The sequence below is a fragment of the Lentzea xinjiangensis genome, from assembly GCF_900110955.1.
Classification (GTDB): Bacteria; Actinomycetota; Actinomycetes; order Mycobacteriales; family Pseudonocardiaceae; genus Lentzea; species Lentzea xinjiangensis.
The window spans coordinates 314,965-341,634 of sequence record NZ_FOFR01000006.1; the positions used below are offsets into that span (position 1 = coordinate 314,965).

The following is a 26,670-nucleotide window of genomic DNA, read 5'->3' on the forward strand; positions in this document are numbered from 1 at the left end:
GAGATCCCCATGTCCACCTGGTTCATCACCGGAGCGTCCCGCGGCCTGGGAGCGGAGATCGCCCGCGCCGCCCTCCGCGCCGGCGACGAGGTCGTCGTCGCCGTGCGCAATCCGGACCGCGTGCCGGAGGACCTGAAGACGGCGGAGAACGCGTTGGTGGTCGCGCTGGACGTCACCGACGTGCAGGCCATTCCCGCAGCCGTGCGGGCAGCCACCGACCGCTTCGGCCGCATCGACGTGCTGGTCAACAACGCGGGTCGCGGCCTGCTCGGCGCGCTGGAGGAGATCTCCGACGCCGAGGCGCGGTCCCTGTTCGACCTGAACGTCTTCGGCCTGATCGACATGACCCGCGCGGTGCTGCCCGTCATGCGCCGCCAGGGAGCGGGCAAGCTCGTCCACATCGGGTCGCGTTCGGGCTTCGAGGGCGAGCCGGGGGTGAGCCTGTACAGCGCGTCGAAGTTCGCCGTCGCCGGCATCAGCGAGGCCCTGGCGGCGGAGCTGGCGCCGTTCGGCATCCAGTCCATGGTGGTCGAGCCGGGCGTGCTGCGCACCGACTTCCTCGACAGCAGCTCGCTGTCCCTCGCCGCGCGGCGGATCGCCGACTACGACGGGACCCCGGCGCACGTGACCCTCGACTGGGCCGGCACGGCCAACCACACCCAGCTCGGCGACCCGGTCAAGGGTGCCGCCCTGATCCACGAGGTCACCAGCGGCGACACCCTGCCCGCTCACCTCTACCTGGGCCCGGACACCCTCGACCGGCTGCGGGTCGTGCTGGAGCGGGTCGAGCGGGACCTGGCGCCGTGGCGGGACAAGTCCGCCGCCACCGCTCACGAGGACGTTCCCGCCTGATCGGCGCCGCCGCCGGATCGACACCGCGGCGAGCGAGCCCGTCGCACGACCTCACCGAACCCGGAGTTCCCCCCGGCAGCACGGGCTGCCGAAGCGCGAAAGGCAGCGTGATGACCACGGCCGCCCTCGACCACCAGGGCTTCACCGAGTACCCGATGCGCGACGTGCACCGGCTGATCGAGCCGGGACCCGTCGTCCTGGTGTCCACTTCGGACGGACACCGCGCCAACCTGATGACCAACGGGTTCAACATGCCGATCGCCCACGGCGCGCTCATCGGCCTCGTCCTCGGCCCGTGGGACCACAGCTACGACGCCTTGCGCGACACCGGCGAGTGCGTCATCGCCATCCCGTCCATCGACCTCGCCGAACGGGTGGTCGATGTCGGCAACACCTCCGGCCGCGAGGTCGACAAGTGGCAGCGCTTCGGACTCACGCCGGCCCCCGCCGCGGTGGTGCGGGCGCCTCTGGTGGCGGAGTGCTTCGCCAACGTCGAGTGCACGGTCGCCGACGACCGGCTCGTCGGTGACTACAACCTGTGGATCCTGCGCGGCGAGCGCGCCTGGTTCGACGCCACCAAGCGCGGCGCGGGCGAGTTCCACCACCGCGGTGACGGGACGTTCTCCGCCAACGCGTCCACAGTGGACCTCCGCGACCGCATGACCAAATGGCCCCACCTGACCCGATGAACCACGAGGAAGCAGTGATGACCACGTCCACCACGCTCGAACTGCTGCGCAGCCACACCTCCGACCCTCGCCGCCGCGTACTGCTGACCGGCGCCACGGTCGTCACCATGGACCCCGGCCTCGGGATCCTGCCCAGGGGTGACGTGCTGATCGAGGGAGACCGGATCGCCGCCGTCGCTCCCGAGCTGCCGGTCGGTGACGCCGTTGTCGTCGACGCCACCGGCTCGATCGTCGCGCCCGGTTTCGTCGACACGCACCGGCACGCCTGGGAGGCGCAGCTTCGCCGGGTCATGCCCGACGTCAACGACCTCGGCGAGTACGTGACGTCCACCCTGGTGGGCATCGCCCCCGCCTACCGGCCGGAGGACATGTACGTCGGGACGAAGCTGGCCGCGCTGACGGCCATCGACAGCGGCATCACGACGATGCTCGACTTCTCCCACAACTCCCGCACGGCCGGCCACTCCGACGCCGCGGTCCAAGCTCTCGCCGACACCGGCATCCGCGGCGTGCACGCCTCGATGCGGCCGCACTTCGGCGACTGGGACGGCCAGTGGCCTGCCGATCTCGGCCGGTTGAGGGACCTCTGCTCCTCCACGGGCGGCGGCCTCGTCACCCTGCGCCTGGCCGCGCTGGCCACCGACGAGATCGCCGGACCCGGCATCGCCTACGGCCCGCGTCTCGCGGACATCGCGCGGGACCTGGACATCGGCGTCAGCGTCGACGCCGTCTTCGGGGTGCCCTCGTCCGAGGCGGTCCTGCGGTGGGCCGCGGAGGGGGTGCTGGGGCCGGAGGTCTCACTGATCCACTGCACCGGCCTCACGGGAGAGGCCTGGCGGGCGATGGCCGACACCGGCGCAGCGGTGTCCCTCGCGCCGACCTCCGAGGCGCAGATCGGGCTCGAGACCGCCGTCCCGGCCATCGACGAGGCACTGGCCGTCGGCATCCGTCCCGGCCTCAGCATCGACGTCGAGGTCGCATTGGCCAGCGACATGTTCACGCAGATGCGTGCCCTGCACGCCATCCAGCGCATGCGGGCCGTCAACGCCGTGTACGGCACGACGGCCACGCCGACGCGGATCGGCGTTCACGACGTGCTCGGCTTCGCCACCCTGCACGGCGCGGAGAGCATCGGCTTCGGTGACGTCACCGGCTCGATCACGCCGGGCAAGCAGGCGGACATCCTGCTCGTGCACGCGGAGGACCTCAACAACATGCCCCTCAACGACCCGATCGGCACCCTCGTCCTCGGCTCGGACCCCCGCAACATCCACGCGGTGTTCATCGCGGGCCGCGTCCGCAAGTGGGCGGGAACCGTCCTCGACGTCGACCTGTCCGCGCTGCGACAGGACGTCCGGGCGTCCCGCGACCGGATCATGAAGGCCGTGCAGCCGGCCTGAACCCAATGCGCCACAACGAAAGGAACAGATCGTGTTCAGGACCTTGCTCTTCTTGCTCGCGATGGCGTCCACGCTGGTGGTCAAGGCTGGCCACGCGCCCGGCACCGGCAAGCGACCGGCTGCCGCCCCGCACCCCCACGTCGGCATGTGGGTCACGGCAGACGGTCGCATCCGCCAGGAGCTCCTGCCCAACGGGCGCTACGAAGAAGAACGGGACGGCCGCAAACGCGCCTACACCGGCCGGTACACCGTGAGCGGTGACCACATCGACTACTTCGACGACCTCGGCTTCACCGCCACCGGTGACGTCCGCGACGGCATCCTCTACCACGAACACCTCGTGCTCTACCGCGAACGCTGAACGGCCCGGCAGCGGCCGATGAGCCGCTGCCGGGCCGGTGCCGCGCGAGAACCCCGGTGGACGGCCGGGATCCTCACACGGGGATCAGGCGACTCGGCAGGAGATGGCGGGCCAGTTCCAGTTGCCGCCGTGCGAGATGGTGAAGCCGAAGGTGTTGCCGCTGCCGTTGGGGCGTGCGGTCATCACGTTGGCCGTTTCCCACGTCGCACTGGTGTTCCAGGTGGCGATGATCCGCTGGGGCGAGCTGACGGTCACCGTGACGATCCAGTTGTCCGTGCCCGAGACGGTCACCTGGCCGTTGAAGCGGTCGTTCCACTTCTCGCCCTCGGAGTACGTCGCGGTGCAACCACCGGGGTTGGGCGTGCTGGAGCTCGTGGTAGTGGTGGTGGTCGGCGTGGTGGTGCCCGTGGCGCCGTTCAGGGCGTTGAGCACCGAGGTGTAGGCGGCCTTCTTGTTGCCGTTGTTGTCGAACAGCAGCGGGGTGCCGGAGGCGCGCCAGGAGTCGCTGTCGCGGATGCCCCACACGGTGATGCCGGTGCACCGCGCCACGGCGAGGCAGGCCTGGGTGACGCCCTGGTACTGCTGGGCCTGCGTGCTGCCGGAGCCCTCGATGTCCAGCTCGGTGATCTGGACGTCCACGCCGAGGGCGGCGAAGTTCTGCAGGGTCGTGTGGTAGTTGGACGGCACCGGGTTGCCGCTGTTGAAGTGGGCCTGGAAGCCGACGCAGTCGATCGGGACGCCGCGGGACTTGAAGTCCTGCACCATCCGGTAGACGCCCTGGGTCTTGGCGTGCGACCAGTTGTCGGTGTTGTAGTCGTTGTAGCAGAGCTTCGCGCCGGGGTCGGCCGCACGGGCCGCGCGGAACGCGGCCTCGATCCAGTCGTTGCCGGTGCGCTGGAGGTTGGAGTCACGCCGGCCGCCGCTGCTGCCGTCGGCGAACGCCTCGTTCACCACGTCCCAGGCGTAGATCTTGCCGCGGTAGTAGCTCGCGACCTGGGTGACGTGGTTCAGCATCGCGTTGCGCAGCGCGGTGCCGGACATGTTCTGCATCCAGCCGGGCTGCTGCGAGTGCCACGCCAAGGCGTGCCCGCGCACCCGCTTGCCCTGGTTGCGCGCGTGGTTCACGATCCGGTCGGCGTTTCCGTAGCTGAACTGGCCCTGGTTCGGCTCGGTCGCGTCCATCTTCATCTCGTTCTCGGCCGTGACCATGTCGAACTCGCGGTTGAGGATCCCGACGTAGGTCGAGTCACCGAGCTTGTTCGCGGCCACCGCGGTGCCGAAGTAACGACCACTCTGCTGGGCCGCCGCGGCGAGCGTGGAGGCGGCGCCGCTCGCGGGCGAGGCCGCGAGGACGGCGGCGCCCGCTGCGGCGGCGACCAGGGTTGACACGAGCGCGGCTCGTGCGACTGACTTCGCTGTCAGCGTCATGTTCGGCGCTTTCTGAGGAGCACCCGCTGCTGTCGCGGGTGGAACGGGTTTCGGGTGGAGCTGGGGAATACGCGCTCGATGCGAGCGATCCGGCTCGCGCCATAAACCGGATACCGCTCGACTCGAGACGTTCAGCAGTATTGACCGGAACAGTTCGGCCGATCAAGGGCCCGCTTCCGCCCACTTCCCGCGCCGTTGTCCGGATCGGCGGTCTGCTGCGGGCCGCGAAGTCGATCTCGGACTTTTGTCGAAGGCGCAGGTGGAACGGTTGTTCGGCCGAGCCGGTTCCGCCGCGGTGTGCCGGGCAGGAAAGGGGGCGCAGGGAGTTGCTGACCGGACTTTTCGAAACAAGTTTCGAAAAGTTCAGCCCGTTCACTACGCCATCGGTGGCGGCCGGTCCGTCGAATCATTCGACAATTCGACTCGTGCGGTCGAAATGCGCGTGCGGCGATCGACGCCGATCCCGTCAGGTCCGGTGCGGCTCGCCGAACCAGCGGGCGAGGTGGCCGTCGAGGTCCCGCTGGTGCTCGCCGGCCCAGGCGACGTGCCCGTCGGGCCGCAGCAGCACGGCGGGAGCGTCCAGCGCCGCACCGGGATCGGTGACGAGGCCGACGCGGTCCGACCACCCTCCCGGGGTCAGCCGCCCGGTGCGGTCGAGCACCAGGCCGCGGCCGCGGCGCAGCCGGTCGTAGAGGCGGCCCTGCGCCAGGCCGACGTCGCGGAGGCGGCGGCCGAGCAGGTCGGGACCATGGCCGAAGTCGTAGCGGATGGCGGTCGCGGTGATCTTCTCGATCAGGCGCCGGTTCACCTCGTCGAAGCCCATCAGTTCGGTCAGCAGCCCCCGCACGGCCCGCGCGCCGGGGTCGGCGGACGCCAGTGCCACCTGCGCGCGGGTGTTCTGCAGCACGTCCGCGGCGACCGGCCGGCGCTCGGTCTCGTAGGTGTCCAGCAACGTCTCCGGCGCCCAGCCGCGAACCCGCGCCGCCAGCTTCCAGCCGAGGTTGACCGCGTCCTGCAGGCCGAGGTTCAGGCCCTGGCCGCCGGCGGGCGGGTGGATGTGCGCCGCGTCGCCCGCCAGCAGCACCCGCCCGGTCCGGTAGCGCTCGGCCAGCCTGGTGGCGTCGCCGAAGCGGGACAGCCAGCGCGGGGAGTGCACGCCGAAATCTGTTCCGGCGAGGGCGCGCAACCGTTCCTTGAAGTCGTCGAGGTGGGTGGTTCCGCGCGGTCCTCGCTGACCGACGCGGCGGGGAGCACCACCCGGTGGACGCCCTCGCCGAAGGGGGCGAAGGTGAAGACCGGGGTGGTCTCGCGGGTCTCGGCCACCCTGGCGGCGATCTCCTCCTGCGGGGCGGCCGCCGCCATCTCGCCCATCAGCGTGTCGGTCCGGGAGGGCTCGCCGGGAAAACCGACGCCGAGCAGCTTGCGCACGGTGCTGCGCGCGCCGTCGCAGCCGACCAGGTACCGCGTCCGCAGCCGTTGCCCGTCCGCCAGTTCGACGGTCACGCCCTCGTCGTCCTGCTCGACGCCGGCCACCGCGCACCCGCGCCGGACCTGCGCCCCCAGCGCGACGGCGTGGTCCTCGAGCAGGTGCTCGACGACCGGCTGGGGGACTCCCAGCAAATAGGGGTGGTCGGTGTCCAAGCCCTCGGGTGCGGGGACGGGGATGCCGGCGAAGACACCGCCGAGCGGACGCTGTCTCCCGCGTTCGAGGAACCGGTCCAGCAGGCCGCGCATCGCCATGATCTCGATGCTGCGGGAGTGCAGGCTGACTATTCGGACGAACGACGACGCGGGCTCGGGCTCCTTCTCCAGCACGAGCACCCGGACGTCGTGCAGCCGCAGTTCGGCGGCCAGCATCGCGCCGGTCGGCCCGCACCCGGCAATGATCACGTCGAACATCTACCACCCATTCGGCCAATTCCCGGCCACGAAGGCGACCACCGGCCGCGTCGGCGGCTCAGTGTGGGGATCCGCTGATCTTGTCGCAACCGATATATGCCAGAAGTGGAGCGTGATTCGACTGATTTCGTCGTGTGCGGCGAAGCGCGATTTCCGTGACGGTTGGTCTCCAGCCCCAGCCGCCCGGCGCGGGTCTGCGGCACGGCCGACGCCTCCTGCTTCCGCCGCTGCCGTGCTCTCGTTGTGCACGGCGACCGGACTGCCCATACGGTCGAGGCAGACATGGAGCGGATGAGGAGGGAACGGTGCGCGTACCGCCATTGGTACCGCCGGAATGCCCGGCCTCGGCTCCGCGTGCCCCCGACGCCGGAACCCGGCGCGGCGCTCGCGATTGTGACCGTGTCGACCAACTCGCCTGAACGCCCGTGACGCAACTCCTGCGCGGACCCCGTGGTCAACGCACGGCAGGACCGTGTCCGGGCGCATCCACACGTTCGACGACCGCGGGTCGGAGAGGGAGCAGCGGTGAAGGATCGCAAAGCGGTGCGGATTCCCGCGCCCGCGGGACGTTCTCAGTTCGTCGACGACGTGCCGGTGACCGCGGTCATAGGTGGTGGTATCGCGGGTCTTTCGGCGGCCACGCTGCTCGCGGAACGCGGTGCGCGGGTAGTGCTGTGCGAACGCGAGGACTACCTCGGCGGCCGGGCCGGTGGATGGCGCACGCGGCTGGCTGACGGCAGCGACGTCACGATGACCCGCGGGTTCCACGCGTTCTTCCGGCAGTACTACAACCTGCGAGCCTTGCTGAGGAGGGTCGACCAGGACGACCGTGCGCTGACGCCGATGGCCGACTACCCGCTCTGGCACGCCGGCGGTGACCGCGACTCCTTCGCCGGGCTGCCGACGACCGCACCGTGGAACGTCCTGGCGTTCCTGCGGCGCAGCCCGACGTTCCGCTGGCGCGACCTGCCGGACATGAACCCCGAGGCGGCCCTGAAACTGCTGGACGTCGCCGTTCCGGCGATCTACGACGAGCTCGACGGCGTCAACGCGGCCGACTTCCTGGACCGCGTCCGGTTCCCCGAGGCCGCGCACGCACTCGCGTTCGAGGTGTTCTCCCGCAGCTTCTTCGCACATCCCCGGGACATGTCGGCCGCCGAGCTCGCGGTGATGTTCCACATCTACTTCCTCGGCTCGAACGAGGGACTGCTCTTCGACGTCGCGGCGGACCCGTTCCCGCACGGCCTGTGGGACCCGCTCGGCCGCCGCCTCGCCGACCTGGGCGCCGAGGTGCGCACCGGCGCGGAGGTGCGGGCGGTGGAACGGGGCGGGGCGAGGCGGTTCACCGTCGTCACCGGGAGCGGTGTGGTCGAGGCCGACGCGGTGGTGCTCGCCGCGGACGTGCCGGGACTGCGCCGCCTCGTGGAGTCCTCGCCGGCACTGGGGGACGACCGCTGGCGGGCACAGGTGGCGGGACTGCGGACCGCGCCGCCGTTCCTGGTCTCGCGGTACTGGCTCGACCGGCCGGTGGACCGGCCCGGTTTCATCGGCACCAGCGGGTACGGCCTGCTGGACAACGTGAGCGTGCTCGACGCCTACGAGCACGAGGCGAGGGCCTGGGCGGCGCGCACCGGCGGTTCGGTGGTCGAGCTGCACGGCTACGCCATACCGTCCGATGTGGACGAGGCCGAGGCCAGGCTGCGGTTGTGGGAGCAGCTCACCGAGGTCTACCCCGAGACCAAGGGTGCCACCGTGGTCGACGAGCGGCACGAGTGGCGGGCGGACTGCCCGTTGTTCCCCGCCGGCGGTTACCGGGCCAGGCCGGCGGTGACCACGCCGGACGACTTCCTGGTGATGGCCGGGGACCTGGTGCGGATCGACCTGCCGGTGGCGCTGATGGAGCGCGCGGCCACGACCGGGTTCGCCGCCGCCAACCACCTGCTCAGCCGGTGGGGCGTGGCGGGAACGGAGCTCTGGACGGTGCCCCGGCAGGGGCGCGTGCCGTTCCTGCGCGCGGCCGCCCGCCGCCGGAGGCCGGCGTGAACCAGGGCGCCGGAGTGCGGCGGACGCGGCTCACCGGAGAACGCGGACCGGTCAACCGTGTGCGCGTCGTGGCATCGCTGGCGTGGGTCTGCGGCGCGCTCGTCGTGGTGGCGCAGATCGTCTACTCCATGACCGAGCCGGGGGAGCGGCTGTTCACCACGGTGGGGTCGGTGACCGCGTTCGCGGTGGCCTCGGTGTGCGACGCCTTCGCCCGCTTCGGACCGCGCGCGGCGGCCCTGCTGGTGACCGTCGCCGGCGGCGGTGGCCTGGTGGCGGAAACCCTCGGTGTGCACACGGGTTTCCCGTTCGGCGAGTACCGCTACACGGGCACGCTCGGCGTCGACGTCGCGGGAGTGCCGGTGGTCGTGGCCCTGGCCTGGGTGATGATGTGCTGGCCCGCGTTGCTCGTCGGCAGGGCCCTCGTGCGGGCGGCAGGCGGGGCCCGCCCGGCGTGGCTGGTCGTCGTGGCCGGTGCGTGGGCCTTGGCGGCGTGGGACGTGTTCCTCGACCCGCAGATGGTCGACGCCGGCCACTGGGTGTGGGCCGATCCCAGCCCGGCGCTGCCCGGCGTGACCGGTGTCCCCCTGACCAACTACGGCGGCTGGCTGCTGACCGCCTTGCTGATGATCGCGGCGCTGCACCGCGGCGTCGGCCGCCCACGCGCTCGCCGGGAGCTGGACCTGCGGGCGGGACCGGCCCCGGTGCTGTACCTGTGGACCTACGGCTCCTCGGTGTGGGCGCACGCGGCGTTCTTCGGCCGCCCTTCGGTGGCGCTGGCCGGAGGTCTGCTCATGGGAGTGGTGGCGGTGCCGTTCGCGCTGGCGCTGTGGCGGGCACACCGATGAGGCGTCTGCTCACCGCGGCGGTGCGCGGCGCCGCCCTCGGTTCCCTCGCCGCCACGGCGCACGCGCTGGTGAACGCCCGGCTGATGCGGGTGCCACCGGCCGACCCCCCGCAGTGCCAGGAGGGGGTGTCGGTGCTGGTGCCCGCACGGGACGAGGCGCACCGGATCGCGCCGACCATCAGGTCGCTGCTGGCGCAGCGGGGCGTGCCGGAGCTGGAGGTCGTCGTGCTCGACGACGGGTCGACCGACGGCACCGCCGACGAGGTGCGCCGGGTCGCGGGCGGCGACGAGCGGGTCCGCGTCATCACCGGCAGCGCGCCACCTGCCGGGTTGCCCGGCAAACCGCACGCTTGCGCGCAGCTCGCCGACGCGGCGCGTGGACGCGTGCTGGTGTTCGTCGACGCGGACGTCGTGCTCGCGCCGCACGCGGTCGCCGCGGCGGTCGCCATGCTGCGCGAGCACTCCCTCGACGTGGTCTCGCCGTTCCCGCGACAGCTCGCCGACGGCGCGGGGACGCGCCTCGTCCAGCCGCTGCTGCAGTGGTCGTGGCTCGTGTTCCTGCCGCTGCGGCTGGCCGAGCGCTCGCCCCGGCCCTCGTTGTCCGCGGCGAACGGGCAGTTCCTGGTGGTGGACTCCGCCGCCTACCGCCGCAGCGGTGGTTTCGCGACCATCACCAGCGCCGTGCTCGACGACCTGGCGCTGATGCGGCAGATCAAGCGCAGCGGCGGCCGCGGCGCGGTCGTCGACGGCAGCACGGTGGCGGCCTGCCGGATGTACGAGGACTGGGCGCAGGTGCGGGACGGCTACGAGAAGTCGCTGTGGTCGGCCACCGGCACCCCGGCCGCCGCGGCGGCGCTGTCGGTCGTGCTCGCCTGGCTGTACGTCCTGCCGCCGGTGGCCGCGCTCGCGGGGTCGCGCGCCGGTGCCGTCGGCTACGCGGCCGGTGTGCTCGGCCGGGTCGTGACCGCGTGGCACACCGGCGGACGGGTGTGGCCCGACGCCCTCGCCCACCCCGTGTCGGTGGGAGTGCTGCTGACGCTCGTCGCGCGGTCGTGGCGCGCGCGGCGGGCGGGGCGCCTGCGGTGGAAGGGCCGATCACTGCGGGGGAGCAGCTGACATGGCACGAGTGACCGTGATCGGCGCCGGCATGGGCGGTCTCGCCGCGGCCGCGCGGCTCGCGCGCTCCGGGCACGACGTCACCGTGTGCGAGCAGGCGGCCGGCCACGGCGGCAAGCTCGGCACCCTGCGGCGCGACGGGTTCACCTTCGACACCGGGCCGTCGCTGCTGACGCTCCCGCACGTCTACCGCGACCTCTTCGCGGCCACCGGCGCACCGCTCGACGACCTCGTCGAGATCGTGCCGGTGGAGCCGACGTGCCGCTACCGCTTCCCCGACGGCTCCGAGCTCGACATGCCCCACGCCGAGGAGCAGGTGGAGGCCGCGCTCACCCGCGCGTTCGGGCCCGAGGCCGCCCGGCAGTGGCGTGCGGTCCTCACCGGCGCGGAGCGGCTGTGGGACCTCGTCGGCGAACCGGTGCTGCAGAACCCGCTGGGCGGGGTGCGCGACCTGGTGCGGCGGTCGGCGAGCGTCCGCGACCTGATGGCCATCGCGCCGTGGCGCACATTGCGCACGGTGGGGGAGCGCCGGCTGACGGATCCGCGGCTGCGCATGCTCCTCGACCGCTACGCCACCTACAGCGGCTCCGACCCCCGCCGCACGCCCGCGTTGATGACGGTGGTCCCGTTCATCGAGCAGCGGTTCGGCGGTTGGTACGTCCGCGGCGGGCTGCGCCGGCTCGGTGACGCCCTGTTCGGCCGCTGCGCCGACCTCGGCGTGCGGTTCCGCTTCGGCACGACGGTCACCGCGGTGGAGACCGGCGCCGGCGGGGTGACCGGGGTGCGGCTGGCCGACGGCGAGCTCCAGCGCGCCGACGTGGTGGTGTCCGATGTGGACGCCGAGCACCTGTACGGCGAGCTGCTCGCCGACCGGCGCTCGCGCCGTCCGCGCCGGATGCTGCGGAAGGCGCAGCCGTCGCTGTCCGGCTTCGTCCTGCTCCTCGCGCTGCGCGGGAGGACGCCTGGTCCGGCGCACCACCGCGTGCTGTTCCCCGCCGACTACGACGCCGAGTTCGACGCCATCTTCGGCCGCCGGCCGCGACCGGTGCCGGACCCCACCGTGTACGTGTGCGCGCCGGACGACCCCGCCGTCGCCCCGGAAGGCGACGAGGCGTGGTTCGTGCTGGTCAACGCGCCACGGCAGGGAGACGTCGACTGGACGGCGCCCGGTCTCGCCGACTCCTACGCCGACCGGGTCCTGCGGGTGATGGCCGACCGCGGGCTGGACGTCCGGCACCGGATGCGCTGGCGCGAGGTCCGCACGCCCGCAGACTGGGCGCGCGACACGGGAGCGGTGGGCGGGTCGATCTACGGCTCGTCGTCCAACGGGCCGCGCACGGCCCTGCTGCGGCCGGCCAACCGCGCCCCGGTGCCCGGCCTCTTCCTCGTCGGCGGCTCGGCCCACCCCGGCGGCGGACTGCCGCTCGTGGCGATGTCAGCGCAGATCGTCGCCCGCCTGGTGGGACCGGCCTGACGCCACCGGGTCCGCCCACGGCCGGCCCGTGAGCTCGCGCCGGATGCCGGCCGCGAGCTGGCCGAACCCGACCGCGGCGCACCCGGCCCACACCAGGGCCGACACGGCCGCCCAGCTCCACCCGGTGCCGGGCGTGCCACCCGGAGCGAGACCCGCGCCGGCACACGCGACCGCGACCACGATCACCCTGGTCGGGCGCTCCGCCGCGGTGATCGCACCCGCCGACGTCATCCCGACGCCCTGGGCCTTCGCCCGCGCGTACTCGTGCAACAGCACCGCCGCACCGATCGCGGCGCACCACCACACCTCGGCGCCGAGGACGAGCAGGACCAGCACCAGGGAGAGGTCCGACAGCCGGTCGGCGACGGCGTCCACCACGGCGCCCAGCGGCCGCACCCGGCCCGTGCGCAGGGCGACCGCGCCGTCCAGCCCGTCGAGCACCCCGGCCGACACGACCAGCAGCAGCGCCAGCAGAGGCCACCGGCCGCCCCCGCCGGCGGCGGCGACCGCGCCGCCCGCGACGAGAACGCCGGCCGCCGACACCAGGTCGGGGTGAACGCGGTCCAGGGGCCGGGCCAGCGCGTGCACGAGCCGCAGCCAGCCGACGACGAGCCTGCTGGCGGACACGTCCTCACCGTGCAGCCGGGACCAGCCGGCAACTGGGTTCACCTCGTCACCGGTCACGCCACCACGGTAGGCCGATGGGTGACATCGCGCAGGTTCGGGTAGTCCCGATCATGCACGTACTCCGCGCCGTGGCGGCGGCCACGGGAAGCGCGCTGCGCGGCCGGGACCTCCTGCTGTGGGCCGCGGGCCTGACGTTCTTCGCGGGACTCGGCCTGGTGCCGATGTTGTTGCTCGCCCTGCGCGGAGTGGCGCTGTTGTTCGGCCCGGCACTCGTGACCGACGGTGCGCGGGCGCTCGGCGGGTCACTGCCGCGGGCCCACGACCCCACCGCCGCGCTGGTGAGCCTGGCCGAGGCGGCGACGACCGCGTCCTGGCCGCTGCTCGCCGCGGCGCTGCTGCCCGCGACGCTCTACGGCGAGGGACTGCGCCGGGGCCTGGGGCAGGCGGCCGGGGAACGGGTGACCAGGTGGACCGGCTGGGCCGGCCGGATCGCGTTCCTGCCGGTGCTCGTGCTGGCGCCCCTGCTGGTCGCGCTGCCCCTGGCGTTCACGCCGGTGGTCGCCCCGCTGTACGCGGCAGGGGGCTGGTCCACCGCGCTGGGGGTCGTGCTGTCGTTCCACCTGGACCTGGTGGGGGTCTGCGCGACCGTCGGCCTGGTGTTCGCCTTCGTGGGACCGGTCGAGCTGCCGATGAGGACGGTCCTCGTGGCCGCGGTCGCCGTCGGCGCGGTGCTCACCGGCTTCCTGCACGGGTTCGTGCTGTTCCTCGCGATCCCCGTGGACTGGGCCATTCCCTACGGCGGCCTGGCCGTTCCGGGCGGGGTGGCCGCGCTCGGGCTGTGGCTGTTCCTGCTGCACGCCCTGCTGCTCTTCGGTTACCGGGCCACGCTCAGCACGCACGACGTGCTCGGCGGAGGCGTCCGCGAGGAGCGCGGCGAACCCGCCCGCGAGCACAGCAGCCACTAGTCGCGCACGTCGTCCGCGCGCTTCGCGAGGTAGACGGTGTTCGTGGAGTTCCGGTCCTGCAAGGGGTTGCGGAAGCTGACGACCTCGGCCCGGACGCCGGTGAAGATCGCGGCGAGCGTGGCGGTGAACTCCGCCTCGGGCGGCTCGTTGGACCACAGCGCGAACACCCCGCCGGGACGGAGCAGGCCGGCGAGGCGCCGCAGGCCCTCCGGCTCGTAGAAGTCGGCGTTGCCGGGGTGCAGCAGGTGCCGCGGCGAGTGGTCGATGTCGACGACGATCGCGTCGAACCGCCTGCCGGCCGCCGCCGGGTCGAAGCCCTCGCCCGAGCGCAGCATGGCGAAGAAGTCGCCGTGGACCAGCCGGCAGCGCGGGTCGCCCGCCAGCGCCTTCCCGGCCGGGATGAGCCCCTGCCGGTGCCAGTCGATCACCTCGCCGAGGGCGTCGACGACGACCAGCGCACCCACGCGCGGGTCTTCCAGCACCGTTCGCGCCGTGTAGCCGAGCCCGAGGCCACCCACGACGACCTGGAGGTCGTCCCGCGGCAGTTCGGCGAGCGCGAGCCGGGCCAGCTCGACCTCGGCGACGGTGAACAGGCTGGACATCAGGAACTCGTCGTTGAGCTTGATCTCGTGGATCTCCTCGCCGCTGCCGGGGTCGAGCCGCCGGCGCAGGGTGAGCTCGCCCAACGGGGTCCGGCGCCAGTCGAGTTCCTGGAAACGTGCGCTCATGCGTCAGCTCCGTGGTGGGGGAGAACAGCGGAAGGCCGAGCCGCGCCCGTCCGGGCGGGGTCTCGCGCCTGCCGTCGCAGTGTGCCCGAGGTCCTCCGGTGGGGTGCGGCCGCCCCGCGGCCACCTTCAGGTGATCGGCGCGGGGTTCGCCCGAGTCCAGTCGTCGACGTGGAAGGGCGAGCCTCCGTGCACGCCCGGCGTGGCGGTGGACGCGTGGGCGAGCACTCCGGCCGGCACCTGTCCGTCGGTCAGCCCCAGCCGGTCGCGGTAGTCCGCCGCGAACGCCGTGGCCACGTCCTCGGCGGTCAGCGCGGGAACGTGGTCGGCCAGGCCTCCGATGGAACTCTGCCGCAGGTCGTAGCCGAGCGCGTCCGACACGCCGGTCAGCACGGCGCGCACCCGTTCCGAGACGACCACCTGCACGACCGTGCTGAACAGGGAACCGGTGGCGGTGACGCGTTGCGCCGAGCCCACGACCTTCGTGACACCTCCGACGTTGATGCTGAACTCGCCGGGGCAGTACTCGCCCGCCACCTCGCCGACCCTGGCGTCGACGTCACCGAGCGAGCGCAGCACCCGCGCGTGCTCGCGGGCGTTGCCGGCGAAGGTCGAGCGGCCCGCCCGGCGGAGGTCAGAGGCGCTGTCGAGGTGGTCGATCACGACGGCGCCGTCGTCGTAGGCGACCATCCGCCCGCCCGGCGACCGGACCACCGCCTCGAATCCCGCCGAGCGGGCGAGCTCGGTGGCCGCGGCGATGCCGGGGGAGCGGAGGTCCCGTGCGCTGAAGGCGACCGTCGGACCGTGCGGCACGTAGACGTGGACGAGCTGCGACCACCTCCGGGCGGGTGCGCGCAGCAACAGCGCCGGAACCACCAGTTCGGTGACCGCGCTCCCGGCGCTCCCGGACAGCAGCAGCCGGGCGTGGCCGGCGTCGTTCGCAGTGGGCACACCGCGATTCTCGCCCACGGCCCACCGGGCCCGTCCGGTGCCGGTGCTCACCGGGTCGCGAGGCCCGCGGCCGGCATGCCGAACGGGACCTCGTCCGTCCACCCGCCGGGTGTGCTCGACGCGATGAAACCCGGCCGTGTCAGCGGTTCCGCCGGGCACCGGTGAGAAGTCGTGGCCGGTTCCGGCGTCACGTTCGCCGCTCAGCGGACGACCTACGGGGTGTGGCCACGGAGAGGAAGGTCGTTTCCATGACTCGGACCGGTGCGGACGTGCACGAGCTCGGCGAGGGCACCCCGCCGGTGATCGGCGAGGTCGAGCGGATCGCGGCGCACACCGATCCCGTCGTCCGCAACCTCCGGATCACCCACTGCTACCACCTGCTGTCACAGGCGCTGGCGGCGCGCACCGGCGGGGCGGCGAACTGGTGCACCTTCGCGGTGTGGGCGTCCAAGCAGGTGGGGCAGACGATCCGGCGGGAGGACCTGGCGCGCACGGTGACCCGCCTGCTGAAGTCCTCGCCGGAGGTGACCGCGGGCATCGGCCTGCTGGTGCGCGGTCTGCGGCGGGGTGTTCCGCGGGAGGTGCTGGACCGCGCCCACGGCGTGGTGCGCGAGGCGGTGGTGGCGACCGCGCGGCTCGACGACGTCAGTGCCGCGGCGGCACGGGGGAACCTCAAGGTCTTCGAGGAGGTCGCGCGCGAGTTCGCCCGCTTCCTGGCCGAGTTCCCCGGCGGTGCGGCGTCCGGTGCGGACGAGCGGCGGATCCGGGAGTTCTGCGCCCCGGTGAGCCGCCGGAGGGGCAGCGCTACCTCCGGCAGGCCTTCACCCGCTACCACCGGGCGATGACCACCGGCGAGGAGAAGCAGCGCGCCGAGTTGTTGTTGCTGGCCAACGTCGAGGTGGGGCTGCACGAGCAGACGCGGTTGCAGCCGGAGATCGCCGCGGCCATGCAGGCGCCGGTGGTCGACCCCCGCGAGCTCGAACGCCGCCTGTTCGAGCTGCTCCTGCCGGGCAACCGGGTGGTCAGGTGGCTGCGCCTGGCGCTGCTGACGGTGCTCGGCAGGCGCACCGCCGTGCGCCTCGCCGTGGAGCAGCTCGCCGAGCAGGCGCGCGCGGTGGTCCGCCGGGCGGTGACCCGGCACCTGATGACCCTCGCGCTGCCGGGCGGTGAGCTGCTCGACCTGAGCGACGACCTGCCGGCGACGTTCCCGCCGCTGCTCGCGGAGCTGTCCGACCCGGAGCTGCTGGCGCTGCTGGCGACCGTCGACCCGACCCCGGACAGCCCGGCCGGCACGGCCGCGCGGGACTGGGCCGACCTGCCCGACCGGATGCACTACATCGCGGACATGTTCCGCTGCCACGCCCTGCGCGAGGACCTGCTCGGCCCGCCGTTCACCGCCGAGCAGGTCGAGGCCCTCTCCGCCGGGCGCCGGCCGGGCGGAGACCTCTGACCCGCGGTGGCGGCCAGGCGCTCGTGACCCGTACGGCGCGCTGGCCGCCATGTGGTCGCGCCGCACGGTCACCTCGGCTCGAGTGCTGCCGAGGACCGGGCCACGCGGAGCCGCCGCCCGAACCACGGCGCCGAGCGCCACGGCTTCACCGGTGCGCCGGTTCCACACCACCTGATCCCACACCACCCTCCCGGATCCTGTTGCAGGACAACGAGAATGCTGATCCTGAACGAGATCGTCGCCGCACGAGCCGAGCGCCGTCCACCTCACACGAAGGCCTCACACCTGTCAGGTGCGCACCGGGACGACGCTGTTCACGAACGGACAGGTGTTGTGTCATGGGTTGACCGCTCCGGCCTGTTTGTTGCACCTTGAGAGCGCTCTCATGTTCGTCGCCTCCGGCAACGGGGCCGGTGGCGATCCCTGCACGGACAAGGAGAAGAGCATGCGGTTGACCCTGCCCAGAATCGTGCCGGCGCTGGCGCTCGCGCTGGTCGGAACCACCCTCGTCACGCCGTTGCCGGCGTCGGCGAAGGAGATGTCTCCCGGGCTGCTTCCGGCGATGAGCTCGGCGTTCGGGCTGACCGAGCAGCAGGCGAGACTGCGCCTGGAGAAGGAGCAGCGCGCGTCGGTGATCGCGCCGCGGGCGGAGGCGGAGGCCGGCACCGCGTACGCGGGGAGCTGGTTCGACCAGGCGCAGAACCGGCTGGTCGTCGCCGTGACCGACCAGGCGGCCGCGCGCCGCGTCGAGGCCACCGGCGCGGTCTCGAAGGTCGTCGGCCGCTCGGCGGGATCGATGGCCGCGCACAAGAACCGCCTCGACGCGCTGTCCGCCGCCGGCGCGGTGCCGTCCGCCGTGGCGAGCTGGCACCCGGACCCGCGGTCCGGCACCGTCGTCGTGAACGTCGAGCCGGGCAAGCAGACCGGCGAGGTCGCGGCGTTCCTGGACAAGGCGCGCCAGTTCGGCGCCATCACCGTCAACACGGCGGGTGTCCAGCAGCCCGAGCCGTTCGCGGCGGGCACGGTCGGCGGCGACCCCTACTACACCGGCAACGTCCGGTGCTCCATCGGCTTCTCCGTCCACGGCGGCTACGTCACGGCGGGCCACTGCGGCGGCAACGGACAGGCGGTGTACGGCTGGGACCGCTCCTTCCAGGGCAACTTCGCCGGCTCCTCGTTCCCCGGCAACGACTACGCGTGGGTGCGCGTCGGCGGCGGCTGGTGGACCGTGCCCGTCGTGCTCGGCTGGGGCACCGTGAGCGACGTGCTCGTGCGCGGCTCGTGGGAAGCCCCGATCGGCACCTCCGTCTGCCGCTCCGGCTCGACGACCAGGTGGCACTGCGGTGTGATCCAGAGCCGCAACGAGACCATCCGCTACGCGCAGGGCGACGTGCACCAGATGGCGGGCACGAGCGTCTGCGCCGAGGGCGGCGACTCCGGCGGCTCGTTCATCACCGGTGACCAGGCCCAGGGTGTCACCTCCGGCGGCTACGGCAACTGCTCCAGCGGTGGCCGCACGTGGTTCCAGCCGATCAACGAGATCCTCGGCGTCTACGGGCTGAGCCTGCACACCGCGTAGGCGGGACCACCAGCGGGACCGAAGCCGGCCGGGGCACGTGCGGCCGGCTTCGGTCGCTCGGCGGTCGGGACGGTGCCTGACCGAAGCGCGCCGACGGATCCGATCGTGCTGCCGCAAGCCCTGTTCGGCGGGGCAGCTCCCCGGCGCTGCCCCCCGGACGTCGTCATCGGCCAGTCCCGGTACGTCATCGCCGGGCAGCGCGGGCCGGAACGCAGGAACGGCTTCGACGGGGTTCGACCGCCGTGGTCGTCGAACACCGAACGGTCTCGTGTTCGACCCCGTTCGAAGCTACGGTCGGGCCGGGGACGTTCCCCCCAACACGCACAGCCCGCAGCCGGCCGACGGAGGAACGCGAGTGCACCGCTTGAAATCGGCCGTGGCGGCCGTCCTCACGGCCGCGCTGACAGCGGTGCTCACGACGAGCGGTAGCGCGGCGCCGACGACGGCCGCGGGATGCCGGATCGCCTACCAGGTGACCCACGAGTGGCCGGGCGGGTTCAGCGCCTCCGTGGACGTGACGAACCTCGGTGACGCGGTCGGCCGCTGGCGGCTGGAGTGGTCCTTCGGCGCGGGTCAGACGATCACCCAGCTCTGGAACGGGTCGGCGCGCCAGTCCGGTGCGCAGGTTGTCGTCGACAGCGCCGGTCACAACGGCTCGCTCGGCACGGGCGCGAGCACCGGGATCGGGTTCGTCGCCAGGACGAGCGGTTCGGCGAACCCGGTGCCCACCGGCTTCACCCTCAACGGCACGGCGTGCACGGGTTCGGTGCCCGCGCCGGGGCCGCTGGCCGGGGCGCACACCGCGGGACGGGTCACGGCGTCCGGCCGGTACAGCTGGCCCGGCGTGTACTTCGAGGGCCGGTTCCGCGGCACCGGGGTCGGGATCGTGCTCGACGACTCGGCGAACGACTACGACGTGCAGGTCGACGGCGCGACGGTCGCGACGCTGGTGACCCCCGGCAGGACGACGCACTGGGTGAACGGCCTGACCGACGCCGAGCACCACGTGCGGCTGGTGAAGCGGACGGAAAGCCCTCACGCGGCAGGGGAGTTCGGCGGGTTCGTCGCCGCGGCCGGCGGTGCGGTTCTCGCCAAGCCCGCGGCGCGCACGCGGCAGATCGAGTTCATCGGCGACTCGCTGACCGCCGGCTACGGCAACCTGTCCACCACCCGCGACTGCTCCGCGAACGGCGGCGTCACCCGCAACACCAACACCGACGTGAGCTTCGCCGCGCTCACCGCCCGCGCGCTGAACGCCGACTACCAGGTGAACGCGTTCTCCGGGCTCGGCATGGTGCGCAACTACAACGGCCATTCCGCGGGCACCAGCTACCGCACCTACTACGACCGCGCACTGCTGAACGTCGACGGCGACGTGTGGCAGAACCCCGGGAGCTGGCGCCCGCGGGTCGTCGTCGTCGGCTTGGGCACCAACGACTTCTCCACCGCGCTCAACCCCGGTGAGCAGTGGCCCAGCCACGAAAGCCTGGTCGCCGCCTACAGGTCCGCCTACCACGGGTTCCTCGACAGGCTGCGGAGCCGCCACGGCGCCACCGCATCGATCGTCGTGAGCGTGCCCGAGGCGTCCGGCGCGTTCGCCGACGCGGCCCGCCAGGTCGTGCAGGAGCGCAACAACCAGGGCGACGGCCGGGTCCACCACTGGAACTACGGCGACCCGGCGCTGGACCGGCTCGGCTGCGACTGGCACTTCTCCGCGCGCGACCACCGCCTGATCGCGGCGAAGCTCGGCGACTACCTCTCGGCGTTGCCGCTCGCCTGGTGACGGAAGTCCGGGTTGTCGACGGGTCGTTGCACAACGCGCATGGTCCGTGCGCGGGCCGATGACATCACTCGTGCAGTGTCGGGAGCGTTGAACTCGGCACCGATCGCGAGGAGATCAGGTTGTGACGGCGATCCGCGGGAACTCATGTGGCGGGAGGCGGGGAACCGCTCTCATCGCCGTGCTCGTCGTCGTGCTGACGGCCTGCGCGCCGGAGCGGGAACCCGCGCCCGGAGCGGGTCCACCCCCTGCCGCCCCGTCCCGCGCGGCGGAGAACGGGAGCATCCCCGAGAACGAGAGCATTTCCGTGGACGACAGCGCGCACGCCGCCATCGCCAACCTCGACCCTGCCCTGCTGGCCGCGGTGCGCGCGGCCGCGGCGGACGCCAGGACGCGCGGGGTGGAGCTGAAGGTGACCTCGGGCTGGCGCAGCGCGGAGTACCAGCAGCGCCTGCTGGACGAGGCCATCGCGCTGTACCGCAGTGAGGAGGAAGCGCGCAAGCTCGTGCACCCGCCGGAGAAGTCGAAGCACGTGACGGGCCAGGCGATCGACATCGGGCCGACCGCGGCCGCCGACTGGCTCGTCCAGCACGGCGCGGACTACGGGCTGTGCCAGGCGTACGCCAACGAGATGTGGCACTTCGAGCTGCTGACGACTCCTGGCGGCCGGTGTCCTCAGCCGCTCAGCGACGCGAGCGGCTGAGGCTCCGCGCGGGAGCTGAGCGGCCATTCCGGTGTGAGCCGGCCCCGGCCGGGGCCGGCTCACACCGGAACCTCATCGGTGGGCGACGGCGAAGTTGTCGAAGCCCGCGGCGGTGTTGAAGACGCGCACACCGTTGGCCCCGCTGGGATGGCTGGTGTCCGTCACGGAGATCTTCGGCGTGCTCATGTCGCCGACGTACACCTTGATCGACGAGCCGATCGCCTCCACCCGCAGGTGGTGCCGGGCGTTCGGCCGGACGGTCACCGGTGCGGACGCGAGCGGCGTCCAGTTGTTGTCGGCCTTGCCCAGCACGACCTGGCCGGCTCCGCTGATCCCGGCGTAGTAGCCCCGGTAGCCGTCCGTGCCGGTGCTCGCCTGCGTCACGCGGAACACGACGCCGCTGTCACCGGTGGCGGACCTCGGGATCACGTCGACGTCCTGCACGAAGTTCGTGAAGTTCGTGTCCAGCAACGACTTCCCGCCGAAGGACGCACCGGTCTCGTACCGGCCGCGGCGCGCAGACCAGGTGCCGCCGTGCGTGGTCCATCCCACGGCGTTGTTGTCGTCGAAGTTGTCCTTCACCCGCATGGTGACCGGCTGGATGGTGCCGTCGGCGTTGAACGTCATGCGGTCGTAGGCGATCTGCCGGTCGTTCGCGCCGGTGCGGCTCAGCGGGCGGCGGTGGTAGACGATGTACCAGATGTCCGTGCCCGGCACGTTGAGCACGGAGTTGTGGCCGGAACCCCGTGCCACGGCGGCGTCCTGGCTCAGCACCCGGCTGATCTTGGTGAACGGCCCGGTGGGGGAGTCGGAGATCGCGTACGACACCGCGTAGTTGGGGCCGGTCCAGCCGTCTTCCGACCACATGAAGTAGTACTTGCCGTTGCGCTTGAACATCTGCGAACCCTCGGTGAAGTTCGCCGGCGTGATCTCCTTGTACGTGCTGCCGTCGGCGAACTGGCCGAGGCTGGTCATGTCCTCGTTGAGCTTGACAACGTTGGCATGGCCCCAGCCGCCGTAGTACATGTAGGCCTGACCGTCGGTGTCGATGAACACGTCCTGGTCGATGGGCTGCGCGCCGTTGACGAACTGGCTGATCAACGGTTTGCCGATCGCGTCCCGGTAAGGACCCTCCGGCCGGTCGGCGACCGCGACGCCGATGCCGCCGAGCTCGGAGTTGCTCTGGATGTCGTTCGCGCCGAAGTACAGGTAGTACTTGCCGTTGCGCTGCACGGGCGCGGGCGCCCAGACCGCCCGGCGTGCCCACGACACCGTTGCGGTGGTGAGCACGTTGGGGTGCTTGGTCCAGTTGACCAGATCGGTGGAGGAGAAGGCGTCGAGGTACGTCTGCTCGTCGTACACCCGCGACGAGGTGGGGAACACCCAGTACTTGTTGTCGTAGACCGCGACATCGGGGTCGGCGTACCAGCCGTCCACGAAGGGGTTGCCGGCCTCCGCCGTGGAGAAGTCGGGCACGGCGGCCGCGGACGAGGCCACGGCGGGCACGCTGCCGAGCAACAGCGCGGCCAGAGCGGCAGTGACGATCTTCTTCGTCAACGTCTTGTCCAATCTGCAGGGGTCGGACTGGTTACAACGTTGTAAAGACTGCGTGCATCGATCCAACACCCGCGGGGCGGCGCTGTCCATCTCCTGATCGTCGGCAATGGTCACCGGCAGGCTCGAAGTGTGGGGACGAGCCGGAGCGCGCACACTCGTGGTGACGGAGGAGGTCACCGTGAAACGGGTGGGCGTGATCGTGCTCGGAGCGGTGCTGCTCCTCGTCGGGGTCGCCCTGCTGGTGCTGCCGGGGCCGGGCCTGCTGCTGGTGCTCGCCGGCCTGGTCACCCTCACCTCGGAGTTTCCGGACCTGAAGCGCTACGTCGACCCGGTGCGCGCCCGCGCCATGAAGGCGGCGGAGGACAGCGTCGCCTCGCCGCTGCGCATCGCGATGTCCGTGGCGGCGGGTCTGGCGTTGATCGCGGCGGGCGTGGCGTGGGGTGTGCTCCGCTGGCTGCCGCTGGCCGGGTGGAGCACCGGCACGAGCCTGATCCTGTCCGGTCTGGTCCTGCTGGGGTTGCTGGCCTGGAGCTACCGCAACGTGCGCGCGCGGTCCGGTGCGCCCGGACACGGCTAGTGCGGTGGATCACGGCGACCAGCGCGGCACGCTGATCGCCGTGAAACCGCGGTGCTCCAAACCGTTGGCGCTTCGGGTCTAGGACACGCCGCAGTTCGGGGCGGACCAGAAGCGGCTGGAGCGGTGGGCGACGTGGACGTGGTCGTTGTGACCGGTGTAGCCCGGGCCGAGGATCTCGCTGAAGCCGTGGTTGCGCGCCTGCCGGGCCAGCGCGCAGAAGCCCTGGGCGCCGGCGCCGAGGTCCACGGCGTCGCCGTACAGGTGACGGCTGCCGGCCGCGCCGCCGACGGCGTTGTTGCAGGAGACGCTGCGGAAGCCGCCGTTGACGTCGATCGGCCTGTCGCCCATGGCGTGCCGCATGGCCTGCAGCTTCCACATGGACACCAGGGCGTTGGCGCGCGCGGTCGCCGCGGAGACGTTGCCGCCCGACCAGTCGGAGTTGCAGTTGTTCAGCTCGTCGTAGGTGAAGTTCACCGGCGTGCAGTCGTTGTCCTGCAGCTCGTAGATCTTCGCGAACGTCGCGGACCCGGCGATGCCGTCGGCGCCGAGGCCGTAGGCCTGCTGGAACCGGGTCACGGCCGCCTTCGTGGCGGGCCCGAACTGCCCGTCGAGGCCGAGCACGCCGCCGTAGCCGGGATAACCGGCCACCCGGATCTGCAACTGGCGCACGTCGTCGCCCGACGCTCCTTCGGACAGCGTGCGTCCCCAGGTGTAGCAGGCGTCGGCGATCATGGGTTCCGCCTCTGCCGCGGCAGGGGTGACACCGGCACCGACGCCGGCGAGCAGGGCGAGGACCGGTAAGAGGAAGCGGAGTTTCACGACAGCGCACCTTTCGATCACAGGGAGGTGCAGCCTGTCGACATCCGGCCGGCTTTGTCAATGAGCAACCAAATGAACTCCTAGTGTGACGGGGAGAACCACCCGGATAGCTCACGAGAGGTGTCGATCTCGCCGCTCACCGGGTCGTGTTCGTCGTCGTGATGGGCTGCCCCGTCGTGGTCGTGACCGGGTTGTCCTCGTGCGAACCGGGCACTCCGCGCGGAGTGGTGCCCACGGCGGTGGTCGTCGTGGCAGGGGGCAGCAGCGAGGGGCCCGGCTGTACCGGCGTGCCCGAGGTGCCGGGCAGGAACACCAGCGCCAGTGCCGCGACCGCGGCCGTGGCCACGGCGCTGCCCACCACGGCGTCGCGCCGCCGGGACCGCACGGCCCGGCCGCGCGTGATCACGCGAGCGGCGGAGTTTGGCGTTCGGCGGTGCCACTTCCCCGCGCAGCGCGGAAAAGGTCGCCCGCAGGGTGTCCTCGTGCTCCATCACACCTCCAGCCCGGACTGGTCGAACGCCGGGCCGAGCTTCTGCCGCAGCGCCCGCGCCTGCTGGTGCTCGACGAACCCACGAACCACCTCGACATCCGCCACCAGCTCGACCTGCTGGAGCTCGTCCGCGACCTCGGGATCACGGTGATCGCCGCCCTGCACAGCCTCGACCTGGCCGCCGCGTACGCCGACACGGTCGTGGTGCTCGACGCGGGCAGGATCGCCGCAGCGGGGCCTCCGCGGGAGGTGCTCACCGGTGAGCTCGTGAGCGCGGTGTTCGAGGTCGAGTGCACTGTGGACACCGTCGCCGGGGTGCCCAGGTTCGGCTTCAGGCCGAGGAGCACGACGGGAGGACCCGTTCCCGGGACCGCGCTGCCGTGACGCGTCCGGGCACCGACCGGGATGGCGGCCCCGGTCAGGCGGCGAGGACGAAGGACAGGAAGAACCCTCCCGCGGTGGCGAAGGCGTTGAGCGGCCTGCCGTGCTCGAACGCCTCCGGCATGAGGGTGTCGGCCAGGGACGCGAGCACCGCCCCGCCGGCGAAGGACAGCGCCACGGCCAGCACGGCGTCGCTCAGCCCGCCCGCGACGAACCTGCCGAGCACCACCGCGGCGGTCAGCAGGACCGCGCACACCGCCCACGTCGCGATCACGGTCCCCTTGCTCCGTCCCGACTCGCGCATGGCGACCGCGCCGACGAGCGACTCCGGGAGGTTGGAGAAGAAGATCGCCACGAGCAGTGTCAACGACACCCCGCCGACCAGCGACACCCCGAGCGCGAGGTTCTCCGGCACGCCGTCCAGAGTGACCGCGGCGAGCAGGGCGAAGCCGACGCCACCCCGCGAGCCGGCCCCGGCCACCTCGCGCTGCTCGGCTCCGGGATCACCGGTCACGTAGCGGTCGAGGGCGGAGTCCGCGAGCACGAAAGCGGCCGCGCCCGCCAGCAGGCCGAGCCCGGAGCGCAGCGCGCCGCCGAGGTGGAACGCCTCCTCGAACAGCTCGAAGGCGAGGGCGGAGATCAGTGCTCCGCTGGCGAAGGCGAGCAGGACGCCGGTGACCCAGCGCGGCGGGTTCCACAGCGAACCGGCGATCGCGCCGATCACCAGGGCGCTGGAGGCTGCCAGGCCGAACCACAGGGCGGTCAGCATGACCTTCATTGTGCGGCCGCCCGGCCCGCTCCACCACCCGGCGGGGGGATCGATCCCGGCGGGCGCGAACCGGCCTCGCCGGGGTGCCTGGCCGCCGAGCGCTCAGGGCGCTCGGCGGCCAGGCAGGGCGCCGCGGTGTCCCACGCCGACTGTCAGGCCCCACCTGGGGTCGGGTGCGAACACCGCGGCGGGCTCAGCCGCCCGGCGCAGACCGGTGCGAACACAGGTCAGGACCGGCGAAGATCAGGGGCGGGGGTGGTCGACGTCGCCACGCCACCCGCCGGTCTCGGCGCCGTTGCGGTTCTCGATGAAGGTCTTGAACCGGTCGAGGTCGCCCTGGACGCGGCGGTCGAGGATGCCGAGCTTGTCGGCGACGTTCTCGACGAACCCGTCCGGGTCGATGTCCATCTGCACCGTGACGCGGGTGTGGGCGGCGTCCAGGCGGTGCACGGTGACCACCCCGGCGTGGTTCGGGCCGGAGTCGGAGCGCCAGGCGACTCGCTCGTCGGGATGTTGCTCGGTGATCGTGGCGTCGAACTCGCGCGTCACCCCGGCGATGCTGACGGTCCAGCGGGTGTGGGTGTCGTCGAGCTGCTCGATCCTGTCGACGCCCTCCATGAAGCGGGGGAACTCGGCGAACTGGGTCCACTGGTTGTAGACGCTGGTCACGTCGGCGTCGACGTCGACGGACTTGGTGATCGTGCTCATGACTCTCAGTCCCTTGCAGTTGAGATGGAATGCTGTGACAGACGTGCCCGGATGACGGCGCCGTGCCCGCGGGGCGACCGCCGCTCGCGGTGCCTTCCCCCTGGCACCTCGCCCACCGACCTGACCACGTTCCTCCTCCCGGCACGCTCTGGCTTAGCGGTACCCCGTCGAATCGACTCAGAAACGATCCAATTCGACCGTCATCCTGTGGTGATGTCACCACGGATGGTGACTTTCCGCTGGATGGCGGAGTTGTGCGCAGGAGGGCGTCACCCGGTCGAAGGCGGTCGCAGGCTGTGCGGCCGGGTCTTCCCTGACGCGGGAGAAGTTCGTGGCCGCCGCGCCGGAGCTGCTCGACGAGATGAGCACCGCGGTCCTGCGCCGGATCAGGGAGGCGCTGCCGGGTCGCAGCCCGGCTCTGGCCGCCTGCGCCCGCACCTTCAGCGGTGCGCGGATCGCCCGATCGGTGTGGAGCACGGGGTG

At 72.2% G+C, this 26,670-nt stretch carries 26 protein-coding genes and 1 pseudogene; 16 read left to right on the forward strand and 11 right to left on the reverse strand.

Annotated features, from left to right (window positions below; all coding sequences use genetic code 11):
• The first annotated feature begins 9 nt into the window (after positions 1 to 9).
• From BMW88_RS16695 to BMW88_RS16710, 4 genes are all read left to right on the forward strand, one after another.
• Positions 10 to 852, forward strand: a complete 843-nt coding sequence (locus tag BMW88_RS16695; protein ID WP_089951621.1) for an SDR family NAD(P)-dependent oxidoreductase — start codon at positions 10 to 12, stop codon at positions 850 to 852.
• Positions 853 to 962: 110 nt separating this feature from the next.
• On the forward strand, positions 963 to 1,541 hold the full coding sequence (locus BMW88_RS16700) for a flavin reductase family protein (protein ID WP_218148088.1): 579 nt from the start codon (positions 963 to 965) through the stop codon (positions 1,539 to 1,541).
• 17 nt (positions 1,542 to 1,558) lie between these two features.
• Entirely contained in the window at positions 1,559 to 2,941 is a 1,383-nt protein-coding gene (locus BMW88_RS16705) for an amidohydrolase family protein (protein ID WP_245777836.1), read from the forward strand.
• A 61-nt stretch (positions 2,942 to 3,002) separates the two neighbouring features.
• Positions 3,003 to 3,302, forward strand: a complete 300-nt coding sequence (locus tag BMW88_RS16710; RefSeq protein ID WP_218148097.1) for an Atu4866 domain-containing protein — start codon at positions 3,003 to 3,005, stop codon at positions 3,300 to 3,302.
• Between the two features lie 84 nt (positions 3,303 to 3,386).
• On the opposite strand, the gene BMW88_RS16715 is transcribed toward BMW88_RS16710, so the two are convergent.
• Positions 3,387 to 4,730, reverse strand: a complete 1,344-nt coding sequence (locus BMW88_RS16715; RefSeq protein WP_089951623.1) for a glycoside hydrolase family 10 protein — start codon at positions 4,728 to 4,730, stop codon at positions 3,387 to 3,389.
• 466 nt (positions 4,731 to 5,196) lie between these two features.
• Positions 5,197 to 6,629: pseudogene (locus BMW88_RS44005) on the reverse strand (FAD-dependent monooxygenase).
• 525 nt (positions 6,630 to 7,154) lie between these two features.
• On the opposite strand from BMW88_RS44005, the gene BMW88_RS16725 reads away from it, so the two are divergent.
• The 4 genes from BMW88_RS16725 to BMW88_RS16740 are packed head-to-tail and all read left to right on the forward strand — an operon-like array spanning position 7,155 to position 12,106.
• Positions 7,155 to 8,672: an FAD-dependent oxidoreductase gene (locus tag BMW88_RS16725; RefSeq protein WP_177221138.1), complete on the forward strand. Its 1,518-nt coding sequence runs from the start codon at positions 7,155 to 7,157 to the stop codon at positions 8,670 to 8,672.
• Positions 8,669 to 9,517, forward strand: a complete 849-nt coding sequence (locus BMW88_RS16730) for a carotenoid biosynthesis protein (RefSeq protein ID WP_245777837.1) — start codon at positions 8,669 to 8,671, stop codon at positions 9,515 to 9,517. The genes BMW88_RS16725 and BMW88_RS16730 overlap by 4 nt, the downstream gene beginning before the upstream one ends.
• Positions 9,514 to 10,632, forward strand: a complete 1,119-nt coding sequence (locus BMW88_RS16735) for a glycosyltransferase family 2 protein (protein ID WP_089951691.1) — start codon at positions 9,514 to 9,516, stop codon at positions 10,630 to 10,632. The genes BMW88_RS16730 and BMW88_RS16735 overlap by 4 nt, the downstream gene beginning before the upstream one ends.
• A gap of 1 nt (position 10,633) precedes the next feature.
• Positions 10,634 to 12,106: a phytoene desaturase family protein gene (locus BMW88_RS16740; RefSeq protein WP_089951625.1), complete on the forward strand. Its 1,473-nt coding sequence runs from the start codon at positions 10,634 to 10,636 to the stop codon at positions 12,104 to 12,106.
• On the opposite strand, the gene BMW88_RS16745 is transcribed toward BMW88_RS16740, so the two are convergent.
• Positions 12,068 to 12,790 (reverse strand): CDP-alcohol phosphatidyltransferase family protein, encoded by a 723-nt coding sequence (locus BMW88_RS16745; protein WP_245777838.1) that lies wholly within the window; start codon positions 12,788 to 12,790, stop codon positions 12,068 to 12,070. The two genes, BMW88_RS16740 and BMW88_RS16745, sit on opposite strands and share 39 nt — an antisense overlap.
• Before the next feature lie 17 nt (positions 12,791 to 12,807).
• Between BMW88_RS16745 and BMW88_RS16750 the strand changes: the two genes are divergently transcribed.
• Positions 12,808 to 13,698 (forward strand): YhjD/YihY/BrkB family envelope integrity protein, encoded by an 891-nt coding sequence (locus BMW88_RS16750; RefSeq protein ID WP_089951626.1) that lies wholly within the window; start codon positions 12,808 to 12,810, stop codon positions 13,696 to 13,698.
• On the opposite strand, the gene BMW88_RS16755 is transcribed toward BMW88_RS16750, so the two are convergent.
• Both BMW88_RS16755 and BMW88_RS16760 read right to left on the reverse strand, forming a co-directional pair.
• Positions 13,695 to 14,426 carry a spermine/spermidine synthase domain-containing protein gene (locus BMW88_RS16755; RefSeq protein ID WP_089951627.1) on the reverse strand — a complete coding sequence of 244 codons (732 nt, stop codon included), beginning with the start codon at positions 14,424 to 14,426 and terminating at the stop codon, positions 13,695 to 13,697. The two genes, BMW88_RS16750 and BMW88_RS16755, sit on opposite strands and share 4 nt — an antisense overlap.
• A gap of 126 nt (positions 14,427 to 14,552) precedes the next feature.
• Positions 14,553 to 15,374 carry a lipoate--protein ligase family protein gene (locus tag BMW88_RS16760; RefSeq protein ID WP_143116105.1) on the reverse strand — a complete coding sequence of 274 codons (822 nt, stop codon included), beginning with the start codon at positions 15,372 to 15,374 and terminating at the stop codon, positions 14,553 to 14,555.
• Positions 15,375 to 15,622: 248 nt separating this feature from the next.
• On the opposite strand from BMW88_RS16760, the gene BMW88_RS16765 reads away from it, so the two are divergent.
• The 5 genes from BMW88_RS16765 to BMW88_RS16785 all read left to right on the forward strand — a co-directional run bounded on the left by BMW88_RS16765 (position 15,623) and on the right by BMW88_RS16785 (position 20,886).
• Positions 15,623 to 16,219, forward strand: coding sequence for a hypothetical protein (locus BMW88_RS16765; RefSeq protein ID WP_089951629.1), 597 nt, complete (start codon positions 15,623 to 15,625; stop codon positions 16,217 to 16,219).
• Entirely contained in the window at positions 16,216 to 16,824 is a 609-nt protein-coding gene (locus BMW88_RS16770) for a hypothetical protein (RefSeq protein ID WP_089951630.1), read from the forward strand. The genes BMW88_RS16765 and BMW88_RS16770 overlap by 4 nt, the downstream gene beginning before the upstream one ends.
• Positions 16,825 to 17,269: 445 nt before the next feature.
• On the forward strand, positions 17,270 to 18,403 hold the full coding sequence (locus BMW88_RS16775) for a S1 family peptidase (RefSeq protein WP_089951694.1): 1,134 nt from the start codon (positions 17,270 to 17,272) through the stop codon (positions 18,401 to 18,403).
• A 355-nt stretch (positions 18,404 to 18,758) separates the two neighbouring features.
• Positions 18,759 to 20,186 (forward strand): cellulose binding domain-containing protein, encoded by a 1,428-nt coding sequence (locus BMW88_RS16780; protein WP_218148089.1) that lies wholly within the window; start codon positions 18,759 to 18,761, stop codon positions 20,184 to 20,186.
• Between the two features lie 178 nt (positions 20,187 to 20,364).
• Entirely contained in the window at positions 20,365 to 20,886 is a 522-nt protein-coding gene (locus BMW88_RS16785; protein WP_245777839.1) for a M15 family metallopeptidase, read from the forward strand.
• Positions 20,887 to 20,958: 72 nt separating this feature from the next.
• On the opposite strand, the gene BMW88_RS16790 is transcribed toward BMW88_RS16785, so the two are convergent.
• Entirely contained in the window at positions 20,959 to 22,455 is a 1,497-nt protein-coding gene (locus BMW88_RS16790) for a glycoside hydrolase family 43 protein (RefSeq protein ID WP_245777840.1), read from the reverse strand.
• Between the two features lie 166 nt (positions 22,456 to 22,621).
• Between BMW88_RS16790 and BMW88_RS16795 the strand changes: the two genes are divergently transcribed.
• Complete coding sequence (locus BMW88_RS16795; protein ID WP_245777841.1) at positions 22,622 to 23,020, forward strand: PGPGW domain-containing protein; 399 nt, start codon at positions 22,622 to 22,624, stop codon at positions 23,018 to 23,020.
• A 78-nt stretch (positions 23,021 to 23,098) separates the two neighbouring features.
• Here BMW88_RS16795 and BMW88_RS16800 read toward each other — a convergent pair whose 3' ends face one another.
• Together BMW88_RS16800 and BMW88_RS16805 are read right to left on the reverse strand one after the other, a co-directional pair.
• Positions 23,099 to 23,839, reverse strand: coding sequence for a D-Ala-D-Ala carboxypeptidase family metallohydrolase (locus BMW88_RS16800; protein ID WP_089951633.1), 741 nt, complete (start codon positions 23,837 to 23,839; stop codon positions 23,099 to 23,101).
• Between the two features lie 136 nt (positions 23,840 to 23,975).
• Positions 23,976 to 24,245 (reverse strand): hypothetical protein, encoded by a 270-nt coding sequence (locus BMW88_RS16805; protein ID WP_089951634.1) that lies wholly within the window; start codon positions 24,243 to 24,245, stop codon positions 23,976 to 23,978.
• 150 nt (positions 24,246 to 24,395) lie between these two features.
• On the opposite strand from BMW88_RS16805, the gene BMW88_RS16810 reads away from it, so the two are divergent.
• Positions 24,396 to 24,713: an ATP-binding cassette domain-containing protein gene (locus tag BMW88_RS16810; protein WP_177221139.1), complete on the forward strand. Its 318-nt coding sequence runs from the start codon at positions 24,396 to 24,398 to the stop codon at positions 24,711 to 24,713.
• Positions 24,714 to 24,747: 34 nt separating this feature from the next.
• Here BMW88_RS16810 and BMW88_RS16815 read toward each other — a convergent pair whose 3' ends face one another.
• The 3 genes from BMW88_RS16815 to BMW88_RS40970 all read right to left on the reverse strand — a co-directional run bounded on the left by BMW88_RS16815 (position 24,748) and on the right by BMW88_RS40970 (position 26,664).
• Positions 24,748 to 25,479, reverse strand: coding sequence for a ZIP family metal transporter (locus tag BMW88_RS16815; protein WP_089951699.1), 732 nt, complete (start codon positions 25,477 to 25,479; stop codon positions 24,748 to 24,750).
• Positions 25,480 to 25,722: 243 nt separating this feature from the next.
• Positions 25,723 to 26,187 carry an SRPBCC family protein gene (locus tag BMW88_RS16820; protein ID WP_089951635.1) on the reverse strand — a complete coding sequence of 155 codons (465 nt, stop codon included), beginning with the start codon at positions 26,185 to 26,187 and terminating at the stop codon, positions 25,723 to 25,725.
• A 216-nt stretch (positions 26,188 to 26,403) separates the two neighbouring features.
• The gene (locus BMW88_RS40970; RefSeq protein ID WP_143116106.1) at positions 26,404 to 26,664 is read right to left on the reverse strand and encodes a hypothetical protein; all 261 of its coding nucleotides are present in this window, start codon (positions 26,662 to 26,664) and stop codon (positions 26,404 to 26,406) included.
• Positions 26,665 to 26,670: the final 6 nt, after the last annotated feature.

Excerpts from the sequence above, each read along its gene's own strand:
- BMW88_RS16735 (WP_089951691.1), top strand. The coding sequence starts at position 9,514 with ATGAGGCGTCTGCTCACCGCGGCGGTGCGCGGCGCCGCCCTCGGTTCC.
- BMW88_RS16705 (WP_245777836.1), top strand. The coding sequence starts at position 1,559 with ATGACCACGTCCACCACGCTCGAACTGCTGCGCAGCCACACCTCCGAC.
- BMW88_RS16775 (WP_089951694.1), top strand. The coding sequence starts at position 17,270 with ATGCGGTTGACCCTGCCCAGAATCGTGCCGGCGCTGGCGCTCGCGCTG.
- BMW88_RS16700 (WP_218148088.1), top strand. The coding sequence starts at position 963 with ATGACCACGGCCGCCCTCGACCACCAGGGCTTCACCGAGTACCCGATG.
- BMW88_RS16765 (WP_089951629.1), top strand. The coding sequence starts at position 15,623 with ATGACTCGGACCGGTGCGGACGTGCACGAGCTCGGCGAGGGCACCCCG.
- BMW88_RS16755 (WP_089951627.1), bottom strand. The coding sequence starts at position 14,426 with ATGAGCGCACGTTTCCAGGAACTCGACTGGCGCCGGACCCCGTTGGGC.
- BMW88_RS16820 (WP_089951635.1), bottom strand. The coding sequence starts at position 26,187 with ATGAGCACGATCACCAAGTCCGTCGACGTCGACGCCGACGTGACCAGC.
- BMW88_RS16715 (WP_089951623.1), bottom strand. The coding sequence starts at position 4,730 with ATGACGCTGACAGCGAAGTCAGTCGCACGAGCCGCGCTCGTGTCAACC.
- BMW88_RS16750 (WP_089951626.1), top strand. The coding sequence starts at position 12,808 with ATGGGTGACATCGCGCAGGTTCGGGTAGTCCCGATCATGCACGTACTC.
- BMW88_RS16695 (WP_089951621.1), top strand. The coding sequence starts at position 10 with ATGTCCACCTGGTTCATCACCGGAGCGTCCCGCGGCCTGGGAGCGGAG.
- BMW88_RS16740 (WP_089951625.1), top strand. The coding sequence starts at position 10,634 with ATGGCACGAGTGACCGTGATCGGCGCCGGCATGGGCGGTCTCGCCGCG.
- BMW88_RS16770 (WP_089951630.1), top strand. The coding sequence starts at position 16,216 with ATGACCACCGGCGAGGAGAAGCAGCGCGCCGAGTTGTTGTTGCTGGCC.
- BMW88_RS16710 (WP_218148097.1), top strand. The coding sequence starts at position 3,003 with ATGGCGTCCACGCTGGTGGTCAAGGCTGGCCACGCGCCCGGCACCGGC.
- BMW88_RS16815 (WP_089951699.1), bottom strand. The coding sequence starts at position 25,479 with ATGCTGACCGCCCTGTGGTTCGGCCTGGCAGCCTCCAGCGCCCTGGTG.